Genomic DNA, 20,084 nt, shown 5'->3' with positions numbered 1-20,084 from the left:
ATAAAGTATAGTTTTGTTTTAATTCCTATTAAATCTATAGGATTATACTAAATATAAAAAGAACGATATGCAATTAAATATTCAGGAACTAAATAAAGAATTACGTCACAAGACTCCAGCAGAAATTATTGATTGGGCACTAGCACAATCAGATAAACGAATTGTTACTACCAGTTTTGGGGTATATTCTGCGGTTCTACTCAGTACCTTTCATCATAAAGACCCCAATATTGATGTCGTTTGGGTTGATACCTTATTTAATAATGACGAAACTTATGAGCATGCCCAAAAAGTAATAACCCGTTACAACCTTAACATTAATCGTTATGTGCCTTTGCAAACCAAGGAAACCATTGAGGCCACTATCGGTGTTCCTGATGTTGATGACCCGAAACATGCAGAGTTTACAGAGATGGTGAAAATTGAGCCATTTAACAGAGCTATAAAGACGCACAACCCAGAAGTGTGGTTTACAAATATCCGTGTTAGGCAGAATGAATATCGAAATTCAAAAGATATTTTAAGCTATAGTAAAGACGGCATCTTAAAAGTAAGTCCCTTTTACTATTGGAGTGATGCAGAATTGGACACTTATATAGCAGAAAATAAATTGCCAAAAAACACAGCGTATTTCGACCCAACAAAAGTATTGAGTCACAGGGAATGTGGGATCCACTTCCAGTAAAAAAAGAATAAATCATGCAGAGTTTTAGAACAGAAATAGAGAATCCAATTGTTGAGAAGGATATTATAGAGTTAGATAAAAAAATCAGGCTCTTTAAAGAAGGACATGTCGACGAAGAGCGTTTTAGAAGCCTAAGATTGGCAAGGGGTGTTTATGGTCAACGGCAGCAAGGGGTACAGATGGTCCGTATTAAGTTGCCTTATGGAAAAGTGCTAAGCAACCAGTTACGACGAATAGCGGATGTTTCTGATGAGTATTCTCGTGGTCGTTTACATATTACTACGCGTCAAGACATTCAAATTCACTATGTAGATTTGGATAGAACTCCTCAACTCTGGGAAGAACTAGAGCGTGATAATGTGACCATACGAGAGGCTTGTGGTAACACCGTGCGTAATGTCACTGCAAGTGAAACGGCTGGCATTGATGTTAATGAACCTTTTGACGTCTCACCTTACGCAGATGCACTTTTTCGATTCTTTTTACGAAATCCTATCTGTCAAGAGATGGGGCGAAAATTCAAAGTGTCCTTCTCTTCTTCTGATGAAGATACGGGATTATCTTATATGCACGACTTAGGATTTATCGCAAAAATTAAGAATGGAGAAAGAGGCTTTAAAGTACTTCTCGGAGGAGGTTTAGGGTCTCAACCAAGACATGCTGATGTATTGTATGAGTTTTTACCTGCGAATAAAATCATTCCAGTAATGGAAGGTGTTTTAAGAATATTTGATCGCCATGGCGAACGTAAAAGTAGGGCAAAGGCTAGGTTGAAATTCTTGATAAAAAACATCGGTTTAGAAGCATTCAAAAACTTAGTGGCCGAAGAGCAAAATGCTATAACATATAAAACGATAGATATAGACTTTAAGGCTTATAAAGCATCAGTACCTGTAGATGTCGAAACTCCAAAGACAACTCTGGACGATAAGAAGGATTTTGAATTATGGAAAACAACGAATTGTATATCGCAAAAACAAGAAGGTTATGTGGCTATTGGTATTAAGGTGCTTTTAGGCGATTTCTATACCGACAAGGTAAGGCTTTTAGCAGACTTAGTGGAACGTTATGCCGCAGGTGAAATCCGATTGACCTTGAGACAAAATATTTTAATACCGTTCGTTAAGGAAGAGCTGCTTCCATTTTTCTATTCTCAATTAAAGACACTTGGGTTTACCGAATTAGGATATAACAAGGCTGTAGATATTACAGCATGCCCTGGCACGGACACGTGTAACCTAGGAATAGCGAGTAGTACTGGTATAGCAGAAGAGTTAGAGCGCATCATAAAAACAGAATATCCGCAATATTTAAACAAAGAAGACTTAGTTATAAAGATTAGTGGTTGTATGAATGCCTGTGGTCAGCACAACATGGCCAATATAGGGTTTCAAGGAATGTCAATTCGTACTAAGGATAAACGGGTGGCACCTGCCCTACAAGTATTATTAGGTGGTGGTAATAAAGGTAATGGGAGTGGTGTCTTTGCAGATAAGGTTGTTAAAATACCAAGTAAAAGAGGCCCTGAAGCATTACGAAGAATTTTAAATGATTATGAGAAAAATGGTCATCCTAAAAAATTTGAGGATTACTACGCTGAAAAAGGAGAGAAGTATTTTTATGAACTGCTTACCGACTTATCAAGCGCAGAACATTTAACACAAGATGATTTTATCGATTGGGGTAATGAAAAGGCCTATGTTAAGGCCATAGGAATTGGTGAATGTGCAGGTGTAGTTATTGACTTGGTAGCAACATTATTTTTAGAAAGTGAAGAGAAAATAGAGGAAGCCACCGAAGCATTTTCTAATAAAGTTTACTCTAGTGCTATTTATCATGCGTACAGTTCTATGGTAAATTCTGCAAAAGCCATTTTACTATCAGAAGAGATTTCCACAAATACACAAGCTGGAATTATAAAACAATTTGAAGAACATTTTATAGATACCAAAAGACTCAATCTAGGAATTTCATTTTCAGATTTAGTGTATCAAATACGAGAGTATGCTCCAAAAGAGGAATTTGCAAAAACCTACATAAAAAATGCCAAGGACTTTTTAGAGGCAGTACGGGTATTTAGAGAAAAAGAAGTAGAAATTAAAGCATAAGAAGATGAAAAGTACAGCAAAATTAACAGTAGTTGGGGCGGGACCTGGAGATGTAGAACTTATTACGCTTAAGGCGTTAAAGGCTATAGCATCTGCCGATGTCATTTTATATGATGCCCTTGTAAATGAAAGTCTATTAGAGCATGCCTCTTCCAAGGCAGAATTAATTTTTGTCGGTAAGCGTAAGGGATGTTACGCTTATCATCAAGATCAAATAAATGAGTTGATTGTTGACCGTGCTTTAAGATATGGGCATGTGGTACGATTAAAAGGTGGTGATCCTTTTGTTTTTGGTCGTGGTGCAGAAGAAATTGAATATGCCAGGGATTATGCCATTGAGGTGGCAGTCGTACCTGGTATTTCATCATCTATTGCTGTGCCAGCTTACCAAGGCATTCCTGTTACAAAGCGTCATGCTTCAGAAAGTTTCTGGGTAATTACCGGGACAACTAGATCTCACGATATTTCGGGTGATATAGCTTTGGCGGCTAAGTCAACAGCAACAGTGGTTATTTTAATGGGTATGGGTAAGCTTTCAGAAATTGTTCAGGTGTTTTCTAAAGAAGGAAAGTCAGAAACTGCTGTAGCTATTATTCAAGATGGTACCACGCCAAAAGAAAAAGTAGGGATAGGAACAATAAGCACTATTGAAGCTATTGTCGAAAAAAAGCAGTTGTCTTCCCCAGCGATTATAGTTATAGGTGAGGTGGTTAATCAGCGTGTTGACCTTTCAGGCCTTTATGCCAAAGCGGATTTTGCGTCTTTAAAAACAAGATCAGAAACGTATTAATTATGGAAAGAAACAATCTGTATCCAATCTTTTTAAAATCCAAGAACCTAAAGGTTTTAATCGTTGGTGGAGGCTTTGTCGCTGAGGAAAAACTGAGGTTTCTTTTAAAGTCAAGCCCAGATGCAAACGTAACTATGGTTGCACCTTTCTTTAGGGAAGATACCATTAGTATAGCCGAAAAAGGTGATGTAACAAGGATTGAAGACCATTATAAGCCCCACTATTTAGAAGGCAAACATGTCGTCGTTGCTACAACCGATAGCCCTGAAGTTAATATTGAAATTTATAATGATTGTAGAGCGCAAAGTAAATTGGTAAATGTGGCAGACAATCCACCATATTGCGATTTTTATATGGGCGGAATAGTGACAAAGGGCAATGTAAAGATTGCCATTTCAACCAATGGAAAATCGCCCACAACAGCTAAACGTTTACGTCAATTTTTTGAAGAGGTTATTCCCGAAAATATTGATGATTTAGTAATTAATCTTAACCATTATAGAAAAACCATTAAAGGTACTTTTGAAGAAAAAGTAGAACAGTTAAATCAATTCACAAAAACCCTCATTTCTTAAAAAATAAATTATGATAAAGACAGATATTTTAATTATCGGTGCCGGTCCAACAGGGCTATTTACAGTTTTCGAAGCAGGATTATTAAAATTAAAATGCCATTTAATCGATGCGCTTCCTCAACCAGGAGGTCAGTGTTCAGAGATATATCCAAAGAAGCCTATTTATGATATTCCAGGTTTTCCAGAGATTCTTGCAGGCGATTTGGTGAGAAATCTATTGGAGCAGTCCAAGCAATTTGAACCAGGTTTCACTTTGGGTGAGCGCGCAGAAAAAATCGAGAAACTAGAAGACGGAAGTTTTATTGTTACAACAAATAAGGGGACAAAACACAATGCACCAATTATTGCAATTGCTGGTGGTTTAGGGTCGTTTGAACCTAGAAAGCCTAAGATTGAAAATCTTCACAAATTTGAAGATAAAGGAATCTCTTACATCATAAGAGACCCAGAGGTGTACAGGGATAAAAATGTAGTTATTGCAGGTGGTGGTGATTCTGCATTAGATTGGAGCATTTATCTGTCCAAAATAGCTTCAGAAGTAACACTCGTTCATCGTAGAAACGAATTCCGTGGTGCTTTAGATTCTGTTGAAAAGGTAAAAGAACTGAAACTATTAGGGAAAGTTAATCTTATCACTCCTGCTGAGGTCACTGCATTGCACGGAGATGATAAACTTAAAGCATTGACTATTACTAAAAATGGAGAATCCTTTGACCTTAAAGCTGATAACTTTATTCCACTTTTCGGACTTTCCCCTAAACTTGGTCCCATTGGTGATTGGGGGTTGACTATAGAGAAAAATGCCATTAAGGTAGATACTTTAGATTACCAGACCAATATTCCAGGAATATATGCTATTGGAGATGTTAATACCTACGAAGGGAAATTAAAGCTGATTCTTTGTGGGTTCCATGAAGCTACACTAATGTGCCAGTCCGCATACAAAACCATCCACCCAGATAAACGCTATGTGTTAAAATATACAACGGTTTCTGGTATTGATGGTTTTGATGGTAGCAGAAAAGAAGCTCCAAAAGCAGTGGTCCAAGCTATATAACTTTGTTTTTTATCTTAAAATTAAGACGTCAGTATTTATTTTTTTTGATATTTGAATCAATCTTAACATAACATATTGAAGCCTTCAGCAAGAATGAAAATAAATATCCGCACAAGAGAAGATGTTAAAATATTTACCGATAGGCTTTTTTATGTGCTTTTTGATACAAATAGGGAGGCCGAATTAGAAAGACTTCAAAAGGATTTTATAAAAATACTTGATTCTCTAGACCTTTGTTGTGCTGAGGAAGTCTGGTCTAAATTCTGTAAACAAATAAATAGTATCAAGGAACAGGTTGATCTAGATGCAAAAGCGATTGAAGCTAATGACCCTGCCTCGACCAGTCTCAGAGAAATCTATCTTGCGTACCCAGGATTTTATGCTATTGCCATTTATCGTTTGAGTAATGCACTTCTTAAATTGGAGGTGTCTTTAATTCCTAGAATGATGAGTGAATATGCACATAGTAAAACAGGAATAGATATTCATCCCGGAGCAACGATAGGGAAATCGTTTTTTATAGACCACGGTACCGGAATTGTAATTGGCGAAACCTCGATTATAAAAGATAACGTGAAGATTTATCAAGGCGTAACATTAGGTGGTATACAGGTAAAAAAAGAATTTTCCTCTAAGAAACGCCACCCTACTATAGAGGACAATGTCACCATATATGCTAATGCTACTATTTTAGGTGGGGATATTATTATCGGTGCTAACAGTATTATTGGAGCCAATGTTTGGATTACTCAATCCATACCAGAAAATTCTACAGTAACCTACAAATCAGAAATAAAGATTACCACTAGGAATCATGATAAATAGCCAATCCATAATAGATCAGATAGGGAATACTCCATTAATAGAAACCCAGAATATTTTAAAAAAAGAGGGTGTTCGCTTATTCTTAAAGTTAGAAGGTAAAAACCCTGGAGGGAGTGTAAAAGATCGGGCTGCTTTTAATATGATTTCTGAAGCTTTAAAACGCGGTGATATTAATAAAGGTGACACTCTCGTTGAAGCAACAAGCGGAAATACAGGTATTGCTTTGGCTTTTATCGCTAAGTTGTTAGGTGTAAAAATGGTTTTAGTGATGCCCGAAAATTCAACGGAGGAACGAATTAAAACCATGCGGGCTTATGGCGCAGAATTAATCTTAACCCCAGCTGATGATGGTATTGAAGGGGCAAGGGATTTTGCTGAAAAACTTCAAAAAGACAAGGGCTATTTTATGTTAAACCAGTTTGCAAACGATGACAACTGGAAAGCACATTACAAAACAACAGGACCAGAAATTTGGAGAGATACCGATGGGCAAATCACTCATTTTGTGTCAGCTATGGGGACCACAGGTACCATAATGGGGGTTTCAACATTCTTAAAGGAAAAAAATAAAAACATTACCATTGTCGGGGCACAGCCCAAAGACAGAGCTAAAATCCCAGGGATTCGCAAATGGCCAGAAGCATACTTGCCAAAAATATTCAATAGAGAAAAAGTAGATAGAATTATTGAGGTTAGTGAAGAAGATGCACGTAAAACGGCAAACCGTTTAGCTAAAGAAGAAGGGGTTTTTGCTGGGATGAGCAGTGGCGGATCGGTCGCTTCTGCACTTAAAGTAGCGGATGAGATCAATGAAGGTGTAATCGTAGCAATAATATGTGATATCGGTGACCGTTACTTGTCTTCAGATTTGTTTCAATAAAGTTGGTTATAAATGATATATCCCTTAATTTAGCAGCTTAGTTCTTACTAATAATTTTGTTATCATGAAAGGCAGAGGGAATAGACCCGTTGAAGCCTTAGCAACCTCCCGACATAATCGGGGAAGGTGCTAAATTCTACTAATTAAAGTAATTTGATTAGACAGATAACCCCAAGTAAATTCCTCTTTACTTTCCTGATGACATTTTAAATTTAAATAGATTTAAATGTCAAACATTAAAAATGTTTTAGAAAATAGAATTCTTGTTTTAGATGGTGCCATGGGCACGATGCTACAGCGTTATAATTTTTCTGAAGAAGATTTTAGAGGTGATCGTTTTAAGGATTATCCATCGTCTTTAAAGGGAAATAATGACCTGCTGTCCTTAACCCAGCCTCAGGCTATTGCAGAAGTGCATAGACAATATTTTGAAGCTGGCGCTGATATTGTTGAGACCAATACATTTTCAGGTACAACCATCGCTATGGCCGATTATAACATGGAAAATTTAGTCTACGAATTAAATTTTGAATCGGCTAAAATCGCTAAAAAAGTTGCTGAAGAATTCACTGCTGCAAACCCAAATAAACCAAGATTTGTAGCGGGTAGTATAGGCCCAACAAACCGTACAGCAAGTCTATCTCCAGATGTTAATCGACCAGAATATCGAGCTATTACCTTTGAGGACTTAAGAGCAGCTTACAAAGAACAGGTTGAAGCTTTAATCGATGGTGGTGTTGATCTACTTTTAGTAGAAACTATATTTGATACGTTAAATGCTAAAGCAGCTTTATTCGCCATCGAAGAGGTTAAGGAAGAACGACAATTAGATATTCCAATAATGGTGTCAGGCACTATTACCGATGCTTCGGGACGCACTTTATCAGGACAGACTGTTGAGGCATTCCTAATTTCCATTAGCCATATTCCATTATTAAGTGTAGGGTTTAACTGTGCTTTAGGAGCAGAACAATTGCATCCTTATTTAAAACGCTTGGCTCAGGAGACTCAATTTTATACTTCTGCGCATCCAAATGCAGGTTTACCAAATGCATTTGGGGAATATGATCAGAGTCCAGCTGAGATGCAGCAACTTATAGAAGACTATTTAAAAGAAAGCCTAATCAATATTATTGGAGGTTGTTGTGGTACAAATCCAGAGCATATCAAGGCCATTGCAGAAGTTGCTTCAAAATATAAACCGAGAAAAAATCCTGTTATAGCATAATGGTAGATACAGACTGTAAAAAACACTTAACCTTATCTGGTTTAGAACCCTTAGTGGTGACCCCAGAAAGTAACTTTATAAACGTAGGCGAACGTACCAATGTCACGGGCTCTCGAAAATTTTTAAGGCTAATCAAAGATGAGAAGTTTGAAGAAGCACTAGAAGTTGCCAAAGATCAGGTAGAAGGTGGTGCCCAAATCCTAGATGTTAATATGGATGAAGGCATGCTAGATGGTGTTGAGGCAATGACAACATTTTTAAACCTTATAGCTTCAGAACCAGATATAGCCAGAATCCCAATTATGATTGACAGTTCTAAGTGGGAAATTATTGAAGCAGGTCTTCAGGTTGTCCAAGGAAAGGCTGTTGTCAATTCTATTAGTCTTAAAGAAGGTGAGGACGTATTTAAGCACCAAGCTAAATTGGTTAAAAGATATGGTGCTGCAGTCATCATCATGGCTTTTGATGAAGATGGACAAGCAGATACTTATGAGCGTCGTATTGAAATCTGTAAGCGATCCTATGACATTTTAGTCAATGAGGTCAAATTTCCTCCGCAAGACATCATTTTCGATCCTAATATTTTTCCTGTAGCTACAGGTATGGATGAGCATCGTAAAAATGCCTTGGACTTTTTTAATGCAACAAAATGGATTCGAGAAAATTTACCTTACGCCAATGTTTCTGGAGGGGTAAGTAATGTGTCATTTTCATTCAGAGGAAATAACCCTGTTAGAGAGGCTATGCATTCGGCGTTTCTATTTCATGCTATAAAAAATGGGATGAATTTAGGGATCGTTAATCCGACTATGCTTGAAATATATGATGAAATTGAACCTCAGTTGTTGGAGCATGTTGAAGATGTATTGTTCGATAGACGCGATGATGCTACCGAACGCTTGTTGGAATATGCTGAAACTGTCAAAGGGAATAAAAAAGAGGATAATTCAGCTGTTCAAGAGTGGAGAACCGAAGATTTACAATCCCGAATTACCCATGCATTGGTTAAAGGCATTGATACTTATATTATTGAAGATGTAGAAGAAGCGAGACAATCAGTAGAACGACCTATTGAAGTCATTGAAGGGCATTTAATGATTGGGATGAATGTCGTCGGAGACCTTTTTGGTAGCGGAAAAATGTTTTTGCCACAAGTTGTTAAATCGGCGAGAGTGATGAAAAAAGCAGTGGCATATTTACAGCCATTTATTGAAGCTGAAAAAGATGGAAAACAAGAATTTGCGGGTAAGATTTTAATGGCAACAGTTAAAGGTGATGTTCACGATATTGGTAAAAATATAGTGAGCGTGGTTTTAGGTTGTAATAATTACGAAATCGTGGATTTAGGTGTTATGGTACCTCCTGAAAAAATTATTGAATCTGCAGTAAAAGAGGGAGTTGACATCATCGGATTAAGCGGTTTAATCACCCCTTCGTTAGATGAAATGGTTTATTTATCTAAAGAATTGGAACGTCAAAATGTTAAAATTCCTTTGATTATTGGTGGTGCAACAACATCTAAAGCACATACTGCAGTTAAGATTGCACCTCATTATCAAAACACGGTGGTTCACATTAATGATGCATCGAGAGCGGTAACTGTGGTTGGAGATTTGCTTCAGGATAACTCCAGTATTTATAAAAATCAGATTCGTGAAGAATACGATAGTTTTAGGGAAAAGTTTTTGAAGCGAACTAAGGAAAAAGAATACCGAACACTAGAAGATGCCAGGTCAAGAAAGTTTAAAATCGATTGGCAAACAACAGAAATCGTTAAGCCACATCAATTAGGTATTCAGACTATAGATGATTTTGATATCAGAAAATTGGAAGATTATATAGACTGGTCGCCATTTTTTAGAAGCTGGGACTTACATGGCAAATACCCTGAAATTTTAAGTGATGATGTTGTGGGGAAACAAGCCACAGAATTGTTTAAGGATGCCCAAGAATTGCTTCAAAAAGTATTCAATGAAAAATTATTGAAAGCAAAAGCGATTTTTGGATTATTCCCTGCAAATACTCTAAATGATGATGATATAGAAGTGACAATAGCAGATGGGCATGCTGAAGGTGATTCAGCATCTCAGAAAAATACAGTTCAACCTAAAACATTAAAATTCTTAACCCTTCGTCAACAATTAAAGAAGCGAGATGGTGTTCCTAACATAGCCTTGGCAGATTTTATTGCTCCTAAAGATTCTGGAATTACAGATTATATGGGGACATTCTGTGTCACCACAGGTTTCGGTACCCAAGAGTTGGCAAAAGAATTTGAAGCTAACAATGACGACTACAATTCAATAATGATAAAAGCTCTGGCCGACCGATTGGCTGAAGCATTTGCAGAATTTTTACATAAAGAAGTACGAACCAAATATTGGGGTTATGCTCAAGATGAAAATTTAAGCAACCAAGAGTTGATTAAAGAATCTTATAAAGGTATTCGTCCTGCGCCAGGCTATCCAGCTTGTCCGGATCATTTAGAAAAAAAGACGATTTGGAAGTTACTTAATGTTGAAGAAGAGATTGGTGTTAAACTAACGGAGAGTTTAGCAATGTGGCCGGCAGCAAGTGTAAGTGGTTATTATTTTGGAAATAAAGAAGCCAAGTATTTTGGCTTAGGAAAAATAAAAGAAGACCAATTAATTGATTATGCTAAGAGAAGGTCTATCTCAAAAGAAGAAGCTGAAAAATGGTTAAGTCCAAATTTGGCATAGTTGTCATTCCCGTGAAGGCGGGAACGCACAATTAAAAAATATAATTTTAATTTAAAAAGATACCTGCTTTCGCAGGCATAGGATGAAAGTAACAGAACATATAAATAAGGCAAACGGAAAAACACAATTTTCATTTGAAATATTACCGCCATTAAAAGGTCAAAATATAACCTCAATATTCAATAATATAGATCCATTAATGGAGTTTGAGCCTCCATTTATTGATGTGACTTACCACCGTGAGGAATATATTTATAAAAATCTTGGAGATGGCTTATTAAAAAAGCAAGTGGTAAAAAAACGTCCGGGGACGGTTGGTATCTGTGCAGCTATTCAAAATCGCTATGAAGTGGATGCCATACCGCATATTTTATGTGGTGGTTTTACAAAAGAAGATACCGAGAACTTTTTAATCGATCTCGATTTTTTGGGTATTGATAATGTGGTAGCCCTACGCGGGGATGCTATTAAAACAGAAACCTATTTTACTCCCGAAAAAGAGGGGCACAGTTATGCGTCTGAATTGGTGACCCAAATTTCGAGTTTAAATAAAGGAGTTTATTTAGATGATGAACTCTTAAATTCCTCACCAACAGATTTTTGCATTGGAGTTGGTGCGTATCCAGAAAAGCACATGGAAGCACCAAGTTTAGATAGCGATATCCACTTCCTAAAGAAGAAAATAAAAAACGGAGCGGATTATATAGTGACACAGATGTTTTTTGACAATAAAAAATATTTTGATTTTGTGGATAAGTGCAGGTCCGAAGGTATTACTGTTCCGATTATCCCAGGGTTAAAACCTATTGCGACCAAGAAGCACCTTAATATGATTCCGTACCGTTTTAGTGTGGATTTGCCAGAGGATTTAGTGTTAGAAATTATTAAGTGTAAAGATAACAGCCAAGTAAGGCAAGTTGGTGTAGAATGGTGTATTGAACAATCTAAGGAGTTGCAGAAGGCCGGAATTCCGGTATTACATTACTACTCAATGGGGAAGAGCGATAATATAAAGCAAATCGCAAATGAAGTGTTTTAGTAATCGATAGTGGTTTAACTCGCTGTACATTTTTACTCAATTCGTCACTTCGAGTGGATTTTTCGATTGAAATGAGGAAAATTTGTATCGAGAAGAGGAATTTTTTACTCATAAATTAGTTCTCGATACGATTTTTGCCCCGAAATCTTTCGGGACAAAAATCACTCGAACTGACGGTGAAACTAATTTTCACTCTCAAAATGTGAAACAGGTAAGTAAATAATAATTTATTGGTATTTGCTTAACAGATTAGTAATCTTTTATGCTGTTCTTTGTATTAAAATTTAAAGCCCTCAAATAGTATGAAACGTATTAAAAAACATAAGACAGAATTAAGATTTGTTCTTCAAATTCTTGTATTAACTGCCTTATCATTAGTTGCTACACTTCTTGTCTAAGACGACAGGCAAAAAGGCAATTATTGAATTGCAATTTATCATTACATTTGCCTTTCAAAATAAAAAAGTGAAAAGGCTTCTTTGCATCTTTATTATATTCCCAACATTATTGATTGCTCAAGAAAAATCTAGTGATTCTTATTTTGGTCTAGATTATTTTTCAGGAAATATCGCCCTTCATAATAATGATATTTTACATCTTATCGCTGGGCATCCAGAAGGTGTTATTTTCAGCTATAACAAAAAAACCTTTGGTAATGACCCTTGGGAGGCACGTTACAATTATCCTGATTATGGTGGCTCGATAATATTTCAAAATTTAAGAAATGACAATCTTGGAAAAAATATTGGAGTTTATGGCCATTTTAATTTCTATTTCTTAAACAGAAAGTTAATGTTGCGTATAGGGCAAGGCTTGGCGCACACATCTAATCCTTACGATAAGATAGAAAATTCTAAAAATATAGCTTTCGGGACTCGTATTTTAAGTAGCACTTATGCCATGCTTAATTATAAACAAGACCGGTTATTTAATCGTGTTGGTTTGCAAGGCGGTTTGACTTTGGTGCATTATTCCAATGCCAATGTAAAGGCGCCAAATACTAGTATTAACACAGTGGCTTTCAACTTAGGGTTGACCTATGCCTTGGATGATGAAGATTCTGAATATATGGGATATGAAGATTCAAAATTTACAGAATCGATAAAATATAATTTGGCCTTTAGGACTGGTATTAACGAAAGTGATATTGTGGGTAGTGGTCAATACGCGTTTTATATTATTTCGGGCTATGCTGATAAACGATTAAGCCATAAAAGTGCTATTCAATTTGGGGCAGATGTGTTTTTTTCTAATTTTTTAAAGGAATTGATCTATTATAAATCTGTTGCATTTCCTGAAGAAAATGTATCAGGTGATGAAGATTATAAGCGTGTAGGGGTTTTTGCTGGGCACGAATTATTTATCAATAAATTATCTGTAGTGACTCAATTGGGGTATTATGTGTACTATCCGTATGACTTTGAAGGAAGGACGTATTTTAGGGTTGGGTTAAAGTATTACTTTGCTGATAAGTTTTTTGGAGCATTGACCTTAAAATCACACGGAGCGAAAGCAGAAGCTGTTGAATTTGGAATAGGAGTACGATTATGAAACAAACGTTATGTTTAGTAGTGATAACACTATTGTTAGGATGTAGTGGTGAGAACGTGCCTGACTGCTTCCAAACTGCTGGAACTATAATTCAACAAGAAATTTTAGTACCTGATTTTGACCGTATTTTAGTCAATAGAGATATTGAACTGATCATAAAGCAAGCTGATGACTACGCTGTTGTCATTGAAACAGGCGAAAATTTATTATCCGATGTAAAAGCTGAAGTTATTGGTAATCAATTAGTGCTTACGGATAACAACACTTGTAATTACGTCCGTGATTTTGGGATAACAAAAGTGTTTGTTTTTGCCCCGAATTTAACGGAGATAAGAACCTCGACACAATATGATATTTCCTCGGATGGTGTATTAAACTATCCAGATTTAGATCTTATATCCGAAGACTTTACTGAAGAAACAGAATTCACTGTTGGGGATTTTAGATTAAATGTGGATTCAGAAAACTTAAGAATTGTTTCAAACAACATTTCTTTCTTTTATTTATCAGGAAGAACAAGAGATTTATTCGTTGGCTTCTTTGCGGGCACTGGCCGTTTTGAAGGAGAAAATCTTATTGCGGATAATGTCAGCATATCTCATCGTGGATCTAATGATATGGTCGTCAATCCCCAATTATCATTAACGGGTGTTTTGCGTGGTACAGGGAATCTGATTTCTAAAAATCAACCACCTACAGTTGATATCGAAGAGTTATATACGGGACGACTTATTTTTGATTAAATTTAGTTTATAAACTAAAACAGAGGTAAATAGATAATAGAAAGGCCCCTATAAAAATTAGAGTTCCTAATGTGTGATTCCAATTTTGTTTTAAAATTAATTTATAATCCTTTTTGCCCAAATAAAACAACCATTTTGCTCTAGCACCGATTCTTTTAAATAAAGGAGGCAATGCTTCAATAAAAAGCCTACCAAAAATTTCAATAACTACTTCACCAAAAGCCATATTTAACTTGTCAATTCTCGAAACAAGCTTTCTAAACTCGCATTTTTTTGATTGAGTTGAAGGATTTTCAATTTATTATCATGTGCAAAGTCAAAGACGTGAGAACGCATATCTTCACTGGTAGAAAACGTAATTTCGTAAATAAAACCATGAGGATTTGTAACGCTTTTTACTTTAGGTAGCTTCAATAAAAAAGCATCTTCCACCCGGTAATCGAATTCTACAACGACGACTTGTTCTTGCCCTTTTCTAAGATCTTCAAGATATTTATCAGCAACAACTTCCCCCTTATTAATAATAATGACGCGATCGCACATGGCTTCAACCTCTTGCATAATATGTGTGGACAGAAAAACCGTTTTTTCTTTTCCGATTGTGCGAATCAACCGTCTTATGTCAACCAGTTGGTTGGGGTCTAGTCCCGTGGTTGGCTCGTCCAATATTAAAACTTCGGGGTTATGGAGTAAGGCATTGGCTAAGCCTACACGCTGTCGATAGCCCTTAGACAATTGTCCAATTTTTTTATGAGCCTCAGGAGTAAGCCCTGTCAACGCTATAACGTCTTGTATTCTTTCTTTTTTAACGCCATAGACATTGGCATTAAAACCCAAATATTCCTTAACGTATAAATCTGTATATAGAGAATTGTCTTCGGGTAGATAACCAACAGACTTTTGTACTTCTTTTTTAGAATTTAAAACATCGTAACTATTGACATTTGCCTTGCCTTCTGATGCTTCCAAATATGTCGTTAAAATTTTCATCATGGTAGATTTACCAGCACCATTTGGGCCCAAGAAACCTACAATTTCAGGATTATTGATTTTAAAAGACACATCATTCAAGGCCTTTTGCTGACCGTATATTTTTGTGATGTTGCTAACCTCTATAGACATACGCAATTCTGTTTATTCAAAAATAACTATTATATAATTTAAAGTACCTGCATCTAAGAATTCTTTAAAACTTTCTATATAACTAGAAAAAAGCAAACTATAGATTTTGTTTTTTCGATTAATTGGTTACTTTAGCCATTCATTTAGTAACAAAATGTCTAATACTGTAACATATTTTAACTGGTTTTATTTCTTTTTTAGCAAAAGGAACGAGGCTTAGTGTGTTATAGTTAAACTATAAAATTTAAAAGTCTCGAAATTTATCGGGACTTTTTTTATGATGAATAATTTGGTAGCCATACAGGGAATAAAAGGGTCGTTTCACTACATAGTGGCGCAACACTATGATGCATCGATGGGGGTTTTAGAGTGCCTCACCTTTGATACTTTAGTGGATAGCCTTTTGAATGGAAAAACGGATACGGCGGTTATGGCCATTGAAAACTCAATTGCAGGCTCTATTATCCCTAATTATGCATTGATTGATACGCATAACCTTCACATCAAAGGGGAATATTATTTAGATATTCAACATAATTTAATGGCACTTTCTGGCCAGAGTATTGAAGATATAAAAGAAGTGCATTCGCACCCTATGGCCTTGCTACAATGCAAACAGTTTTTTAAAGATTACCCTCATATCAAGTTAGTAGAGGCAAAGGATACTGCTGATGTTGCTAAACTGATTTCCGATGAGCAATTAAAGGGTATAGCTGCAATAGCGAGTAAATCGGCTGCTGAAATTTTTGGTTTGTCACTATTGGCAGAAAGTATCCAAACCATAAAACATAACGAAACTCGTTTTGTTATCGTAAAGAAACAAAAGGATGAAAACCATAAAGACAGCATAGATAAAGCGTCTTTAAAATTTGAATTAAGCTCTAAACGTGGTAGTTTAGCGACTGTTTTGAATGTGATGAGCGACTGTAAACTGAACCTAACAAAGATTCAATCCCTACCTATAATTGAAACGCCATGGAAATATTCATTTTTCGTAGATGTGACGTTTGAAGGGTATGAACATTTTGAAAAAGCAAAGTCCATTTTACAACTCATGGCAGAGAATTTTAAAGTTTTGGGCGAATATAAAAATGCACGATTATGATAGAAGTAGCTGACCGACTAAAGAACGTTGAAGAATACTACTTTTCTAAAAAGTTAAAGGAAGTAGCATTTTTAATATCCCAAGGTAAACCCATCATTAATTTGGGTATTGGAAGTCCAGATTTGGCACCACCGATAAAAGCATCTGTGGCTTTAGAGCAAAGTTTAGAGGATGAAGGGGCGCATAGATATCAAAGCTATCAAGGATTGCCTGAATTGAGAGCTGCAATTACAGACTTTTACAAAACACATTTCGATGTCAATCTAAGTGCCCAGACAGAGGTTTTGCCTTTAATGGGAAGCAAGGAGGGTATAATGCACATTTCGATGGCATTTTTAAATAAGGGAGACCAAGTTTTAGTACCAAACCCAGGCTATCCAACCTATGCTGCTGTTGCTAATTTATTAGAAGCTGAAACAGTTTATTACAATCTTTCTGAAGAGACGCAGTGGGAGCCAGATTTTATTGCTCTTGAGCGTATGGACCTTGAGAAGGTGAAAATTATGTGGGTCAATTATCCGCATATGCCAACTGGAGCCAATGCCTCTAATAAGTTTTATGATAGTGTTATAGCTTTTGGGAAACGACACAACATTTTAATCGTAAATGATAATCCATACAGTTTTATCCTTAACGACCATCCAAAAAGTATTTTAAGATATAGAAATGCTAAGGATGTTTGTCTAGAGCTCAATTCTATTAGTAAAACATTTAATATGGCAGGTTGGCGAGTAGGCATGGTCTTAGGGCATTTTGATCATATTTCGGCTGTTTTAAAGGTGAAAAGCAATATGGATTCGGGTATGTTTTATGGCATTCAGAAAGGAGCAATTGAAGCTTTAAAAAGTTCTAAAATGTGGTTTATGAGTTTAAAAAATGTCTATGAGCAACGTCGAAAATTGATATGGGAATTAGCAGAAGCACTCAATTGTACTTACGACAATAGTTCGTCAGGTCTGTTTGTTTGGGCAAAATTACCTCCTCATTTAAAATCTGAAGAATTCACCGATCTTGTTTTAAAGGAGCACAGTTTGTTTATTACTCCAGGGACTGTTTTTGGAAGTCAGGGAGAAGGATACGTTCGTTTTTCACTGTGTGCGGAAACGGATGTTATTAATGAAGCAATAGCAAGAGTAAAATAAGAATGAAGAATATTTATATCATAGGAGTTGGATTGATTGGTGGAAGTTTTGCCTTGGACGTAAAAAAGACAATACCTAGCTCTGTCATTTATGGTATTGACACTAATGAGACCCATTTAGATGAAGCTATAGAATTAGGGATTATTGACCATAAAGCAGAAATAAAAGACCTCAATAATGCCGATTTAGTTTGGATTGCTATTCCTGTGGATGCCACAATAGAGTTATTGCCAAAAATATTGGATGAGGTCTCAGATAAAACGGTTGTTGTTGATGCGGGTTCAATTAAGGAAGATATTTGTTTAGCGGTAAAGGAGCATCCAAAACGCCGGAATTTTTTAGCAGCACACCCTATCGCAGGTACTGAATTTTCAGGACCCAAAGCAGCCATTAATGAACTGTATAAAAACAAAACGAATATTATTTGTGAGGTAGAAGAGACTGCTTTTAAGCTTCAAGAAAAAGCATTGAAGTTGTTTTCTGATATAGGAATGCGTATTAGGTATATGAATCCGAAGGCGCACGACAAGCACATTGCTTACGTTTCACATTTGTCACACATTAGTTCTTTTATGCTTGGTAAAACAGTCATTGAGAAGGAGAAAAATGAACGAGATATTTTTGATATGGCAGGCAGTGGTTTTGAAAGTACGGTGCGTTTAGCAAAGAGTTCACCAGCCATGTGGACACCGATATTCAAACAAAATAAATCGAATGTCATTGAAACTCTAGAAGAATATATTCAGAATTTAAAACACTTTAAAAGTCTTATGGAGAATGATGATTTTGAAGCTGTTTTTGATGAGATGGAAACCACAAATCATATAAAAGACATTTTAAACGGAATACAATAAAAATTTAGAAACTAAATTGAAATGGAAAATAAAAAAGAATTAAGAAACTGGCTAGATAATTTTGGATTAGACCATCCATTGGTCATAGCTGGACCATGTAGTGCGGAAACTGAAGCGCAAGTATTAAAAATAGCACACCAATTAAAAGATAGTGATGCGACTGTTTTAAGAGCAGGTATTTGGAAACCAAGAACACGCCCTGGTAATTTTGAAGGTGTGGGAGCTTTGGGATTAAAATGGCTTCAAAAAGCGAAGCAAGAAACAGGTATGCTAACGACCACTGAAGTGGCTAATGCCAACCATGTAGATTTGGCACTAAAGCACGATGTTGATATTCTTTGGATCGGAGCACGTACTACGGTGAGCCCATTTATTGTTCAAGATATAGCTGAAGCTTTAAAAGGTACAGATAAGACTGTACTTATTAAAAACCCTGTAAACCCAGATTTATCTTTATGGTTAGGAGCAGTTGAACGTTTTTACACTCAGGATATTAAGAACCTAGGTGTTATTCATAGAGGGTTTTCGACTTACGAAAAAACACGATATAGAAATAATCCAGAATGGCAATTGGCTGTGGATCTCCAGAACCGTTTTCCAGATTTGCCGTTAATATTAGATCCGTCTCATATTGCTGGCCGACGCGATATTATTTTCGATTTATGCCAAACAGCATTAGATCTTAATTATGATGGACTGATGGTTGAAACACATCACGATCCTGATAATGCGTGGAGTGATGCTGCACAGCAAATTACACCTAATACGCTTATCCAATTTATGGAAGACCTAAAAATCAGGAAGGAAGTTGGTGAAGCAACAGAGTTTAAAAATAGAATCAATACGCTTAGAACACAGATTGACGTGATTGATCATCAACTCATTGATATTATGGGTAAACGTATGACTGTTGCTGATGATATAGGAAAGTTAAAGAAAGATCATAACGTTGCGATTCTGCAAACAAAACGTTGGAATGAGATTTTAGGCAAAATGATTCTTCAAGGAGATGAGAAAAATCTTAGCGAAGAATTTATTTTAAGGGTGTTTAAGGCGATTCACCAAGAATCTATTAATCATCAAGAGAAGATTATTAATGCTTAGATAATAAAAAGGCTCGCAATTTGCGAGCCTTCTTTTTTTAATGATTTATTTGTTCCGCTTAAAAATGTATCGAGTAATAAAAATACCTTGACCATCATCTTTGCCAGAATCACTTTCTACGGCACTGGTCACAAAAGCCAATTCCCAACCTTCTTCAATCATAGCATTAATTTTTGATCCGACTACTGCATCATTTGCGGCGATATTTTGAAATCTTATTCCTCCAATATTATAGAAGTTTAATAGCTTAGTTTCTTCAAAATCTTTTACTCGAATATCTTTTCGACTAGATTTGTTTCTAGAATTATCGTCTTCTGTTTGTTCTGTTGTAAAATCTTCATAGTTACGCTCATCAACAGCAGATATGAGTCGAGACCGACCTAACCCGCTAGGAACAATAGATTCTACACTTGTGATAACCTTGTATTCAACCTGAGAATAAACATCAATAGTTGTTGCTAACCCTAAGAAGCATAGGAGTAATAATTTTTTCATTGAAGGATAGGTTTAGAATTATATATCGAATATAAGAAAATTATAATTTTAAAAATTGTTA

19 protein-coding genes and 1 riboswitch are annotated in these 20,084 nt (G+C 36.0%); of the genes, 16 read left to right on the top strand and 3 right to left on the bottom strand.

What is annotated here, in order from left to right; genetic code table 11:
* The first annotated feature begins 67 nt into the window (after positions 1 to 67).
* The 12 genes from ACFEMA_RS03450 (at position 68) to ACFEMA_RS03395 (ending at position 14,201) form a co-directional block, all read left to right on the top strand.
* Entirely contained in the window at positions 68 to 685 is a 618-nt protein-coding gene (locus ACFEMA_RS03450) for a phosphoadenosine phosphosulfate reductase family protein (RefSeq protein WP_411766607.1), read from the top strand.
* 14 nt (positions 686 to 699) lie between these two features.
* On the top strand, positions 700 to 2,793 hold the full coding sequence (locus tag ACFEMA_RS03445) for a HEPN domain-containing protein (RefSeq protein ID WP_411766606.1): 2,094 nt from the start codon (positions 700 to 702) through the stop codon (positions 2,791 to 2,793).
* Positions 2,794 to 2,797: 4 nt separating this feature from the next.
* On the top strand, positions 2,798 to 3,583 hold the full coding sequence (gene cobA, locus ACFEMA_RS03440; protein ID WP_411766605.1) for a uroporphyrinogen-III C-methyltransferase: 786 nt from the start codon (positions 2,798 to 2,800) through the stop codon (positions 3,581 to 3,583).
* Positions 3,584 to 3,585: 2 nt separating this feature from the next.
* Entirely contained in the window at positions 3,586 to 4,158 is a 573-nt protein-coding gene (locus ACFEMA_RS03435) for a bifunctional precorrin-2 dehydrogenase/sirohydrochlorin ferrochelatase (protein ID WP_411766604.1), read from the top strand.
* A gap of 10 nt (positions 4,159 to 4,168) precedes the next feature.
* On the top strand, positions 4,169 to 5,215 hold the full coding sequence (locus ACFEMA_RS03430; protein WP_411766603.1) for an NAD(P)/FAD-dependent oxidoreductase: 1,047 nt from the start codon (positions 4,169 to 4,171) through the stop codon (positions 5,213 to 5,215).
* Positions 5,216 to 5,308: 93 nt separating this feature from the next.
* The gene (gene epsC, locus ACFEMA_RS03425) at positions 5,309 to 6,040 is read left to right on the top strand and encodes a serine O-acetyltransferase EpsC (protein ID WP_411766602.1); all 732 of its coding nucleotides are present in this window, start codon (positions 5,309 to 5,311) and stop codon (positions 6,038 to 6,040) included.
* Complete coding sequence (gene cysM, locus ACFEMA_RS03420) at positions 6,030 to 6,920, top strand: cysteine synthase CysM (protein WP_411766601.1); 891 nt, start codon at positions 6,030 to 6,032, stop codon at positions 6,918 to 6,920. Before epsC ends, cysM begins: the two co-directional genes overlap by 11 nt.
* A gap of 56 nt (positions 6,921 to 6,976) precedes the next feature.
* Positions 6,977 to 7,092, top strand: a riboswitch (SAM riboswitch).
* A gap of 54 nt (positions 7,093 to 7,146) precedes the next feature.
* On the top strand, positions 7,147 to 8,148 hold the full coding sequence (locus ACFEMA_RS03415; protein ID WP_411766600.1) for a homocysteine S-methyltransferase family protein: 1,002 nt from the start codon (positions 7,147 to 7,149) through the stop codon (positions 8,146 to 8,148).
* On the top strand, positions 8,148 to 10,868 hold the full coding sequence (gene metH / locus ACFEMA_RS03410; RefSeq protein ID WP_411766599.1) for a methionine synthase: 2,721 nt from the start codon (positions 8,148 to 8,150) through the stop codon (positions 10,866 to 10,868). The genes ACFEMA_RS03415 and metH overlap by 1 nt, the downstream gene beginning before the upstream one ends.
* Before the next feature lie 82 nt (positions 10,869 to 10,950).
* Entirely contained in the window at positions 10,951 to 11,907 is a 957-nt protein-coding gene (gene metF / locus ACFEMA_RS03405) for a methylenetetrahydrofolate reductase [NAD(P)H] (RefSeq protein WP_411766598.1), read from the top strand.
* 465 nt (positions 11,908 to 12,372) lie between these two features.
* The gene (locus ACFEMA_RS03400) at positions 12,373 to 13,458 is read left to right on the top strand and encodes an acyloxyacyl hydrolase (protein WP_411766597.1); all 1,086 of its coding nucleotides are present in this window, start codon (positions 12,373 to 12,375) and stop codon (positions 13,456 to 13,458) included.
* Positions 13,455 to 14,201, top strand: coding sequence for a head GIN domain-containing protein (locus ACFEMA_RS03395; protein WP_411766596.1), 747 nt, complete (start codon positions 13,455 to 13,457; stop codon positions 14,199 to 14,201). The genes ACFEMA_RS03400 and ACFEMA_RS03395 overlap by 4 nt, the downstream gene beginning before the upstream one ends.
* A gap of 7 nt (positions 14,202 to 14,208) precedes the next feature.
* On the opposite strand, the gene ACFEMA_RS03390 is transcribed toward ACFEMA_RS03395, so the two are convergent.
* Together ACFEMA_RS03390 and gldA are read right to left on the bottom strand one after the other, a co-directional pair.
* A complete protein-coding gene (locus ACFEMA_RS03390) occupies positions 14,209 to 14,427 on the bottom strand; it encodes a hypothetical protein (RefSeq protein ID WP_411766595.1) in 219 nt (72 codons plus the stop codon).
* 2 nt (positions 14,428 to 14,429) lie between these two features.
* A complete protein-coding gene (gene gldA / locus ACFEMA_RS03385; protein WP_411766594.1) occupies positions 14,430 to 15,323 on the bottom strand; it encodes a gliding motility-associated ABC transporter ATP-binding subunit GldA in 894 nt (297 codons plus the stop codon).
* Between the two features lie 280 nt (positions 15,324 to 15,603).
* Between gldA and ACFEMA_RS03380 the strand changes: the two genes are divergently transcribed.
* The 4 genes from ACFEMA_RS03380 to ACFEMA_RS03365 are packed head-to-tail and all read left to right on the top strand — an operon-like array spanning position 15,604 to position 19,528.
* Entirely contained in the window at positions 15,604 to 16,428 is an 825-nt protein-coding gene (locus ACFEMA_RS03380) for a prephenate dehydratase (RefSeq protein WP_411766811.1), read from the top strand.
* Positions 16,425 to 17,570 (top strand): pyridoxal phosphate-dependent aminotransferase, encoded by a 1,146-nt coding sequence (locus ACFEMA_RS03375; RefSeq protein WP_411766593.1) that lies wholly within the window; start codon positions 16,425 to 16,427, stop codon positions 17,568 to 17,570. The genes ACFEMA_RS03380 and ACFEMA_RS03375 overlap by 4 nt, the downstream gene beginning before the upstream one ends.
* Positions 17,571 to 17,572: 2 nt before the next feature.
* Complete coding sequence (locus ACFEMA_RS03370; protein WP_411766592.1) at positions 17,573 to 18,424, top strand: prephenate dehydrogenase; 852 nt, start codon at positions 17,573 to 17,575, stop codon at positions 18,422 to 18,424.
* Between the two features lie 21 nt (positions 18,425 to 18,445).
* Positions 18,446 to 19,528: a chorismate mutase gene (locus tag ACFEMA_RS03365; RefSeq protein ID WP_411766591.1), complete on the top strand. Its 1,083-nt coding sequence runs from the start codon at positions 18,446 to 18,448 to the stop codon at positions 19,526 to 19,528.
* A 45-nt stretch (positions 19,529 to 19,573) separates the two neighbouring features.
* Here ACFEMA_RS03365 and ACFEMA_RS03360 read toward each other — a convergent pair whose 3' ends face one another.
* A complete protein-coding gene (locus ACFEMA_RS03360; RefSeq protein ID WP_411766590.1) occupies positions 19,574 to 20,023 on the bottom strand; it encodes a hypothetical protein in 450 nt (149 codons plus the stop codon).
* Positions 20,024 to 20,084 lie beyond the last annotated feature (61 nt).

This window comes from Winogradskyella sp. A3E31 (assembly GCF_046720935.1).
GTDB lineage: Bacteria > Bacteroidota > Bacteroidia > Flavobacteriales > Flavobacteriaceae > Winogradskyella.
Note: the sequence above shows the minus strand (reverse complement) of the source record. Positions and strands in the feature narration are given on the sequence as shown.

Excerpts from the sequence above, each read along its gene's own strand:
- ACFEMA_RS03450 (WP_411766607.1), top strand. The coding sequence starts at position 68 with ATGCAATTAAATATTCAGGAACTAAATAAAGAATTACGTCACAAGACT.
- ACFEMA_RS03445 (WP_411766606.1), top strand. The coding sequence starts at position 700 with ATGCAGAGTTTTAGAACAGAAATAGAGAATCCAATTGTTGAGAAGGAT.
- cobA (WP_411766605.1), top strand. The coding sequence starts at position 2,798 with ATGAAAAGTACAGCAAAATTAACAGTAGTTGGGGCGGGACCTGGAGAT.
- ACFEMA_RS03435 (WP_411766604.1), top strand. The coding sequence starts at position 3,586 with ATGGAAAGAAACAATCTGTATCCAATCTTTTTAAAATCCAAGAACCTA.
- ACFEMA_RS03430 (WP_411766603.1), top strand. The coding sequence starts at position 4,169 with ATGATAAAGACAGATATTTTAATTATCGGTGCCGGTCCAACAGGGCTA.
- epsC (WP_411766602.1), top strand. The coding sequence starts at position 5,309 with ATGAAAATAAATATCCGCACAAGAGAAGATGTTAAAATATTTACCGAT.
- cysM (WP_411766601.1), top strand. The coding sequence starts at position 6,030 with ATGATAAATAGCCAATCCATAATAGATCAGATAGGGAATACTCCATTA.
- ACFEMA_RS03415 (WP_411766600.1), top strand. The coding sequence starts at position 7,147 with ATGTCAAACATTAAAAATGTTTTAGAAAATAGAATTCTTGTTTTAGAT.
- metH (WP_411766599.1), top strand. The coding sequence starts at position 8,148 with ATGGTAGATACAGACTGTAAAAAACACTTAACCTTATCTGGTTTAGAA.
- metF (WP_411766598.1), top strand. The coding sequence starts at position 10,951 with ATGAAAGTAACAGAACATATAAATAAGGCAAACGGAAAAACACAATTT.
- ACFEMA_RS03395 (WP_411766596.1), top strand. The coding sequence starts at position 13,455 with ATGAAACAAACGTTATGTTTAGTAGTGATAACACTATTGTTAGGATGT.
- ACFEMA_RS03390 (WP_411766595.1), bottom strand. The coding sequence starts at position 14,427 with ATGGCTTTTGGTGAAGTAGTTATTGAAATTTTTGGTAGGCTTTTTATT.
- gldA (WP_411766594.1), bottom strand. The coding sequence starts at position 15,323 with ATGTCTATAGAGGTTAGCAACATCACAAAAATATACGGTCAGCAAAAG.
- ACFEMA_RS03380 (WP_411766811.1), top strand. The coding sequence starts at position 15,604 with ATGAATAATTTGGTAGCCATACAGGGAATAAAAGGGTCGTTTCACTAC.
- ACFEMA_RS03375 (WP_411766593.1), top strand. The coding sequence starts at position 16,425 with ATGATAGAAGTAGCTGACCGACTAAAGAACGTTGAAGAATACTACTTT.
- ACFEMA_RS03370 (WP_411766592.1), top strand. The coding sequence starts at position 17,573 with ATGAAGAATATTTATATCATAGGAGTTGGATTGATTGGTGGAAGTTTT.
- ACFEMA_RS03365 (WP_411766591.1), top strand. The coding sequence starts at position 18,446 with ATGGAAAATAAAAAAGAATTAAGAAACTGGCTAGATAATTTTGGATTA.
- ACFEMA_RS03360 (WP_411766590.1), bottom strand. The coding sequence starts at position 20,023 with ATGAAAAAATTATTACTCCTATGCTTCTTAGGGTTAGCAACAACTATT.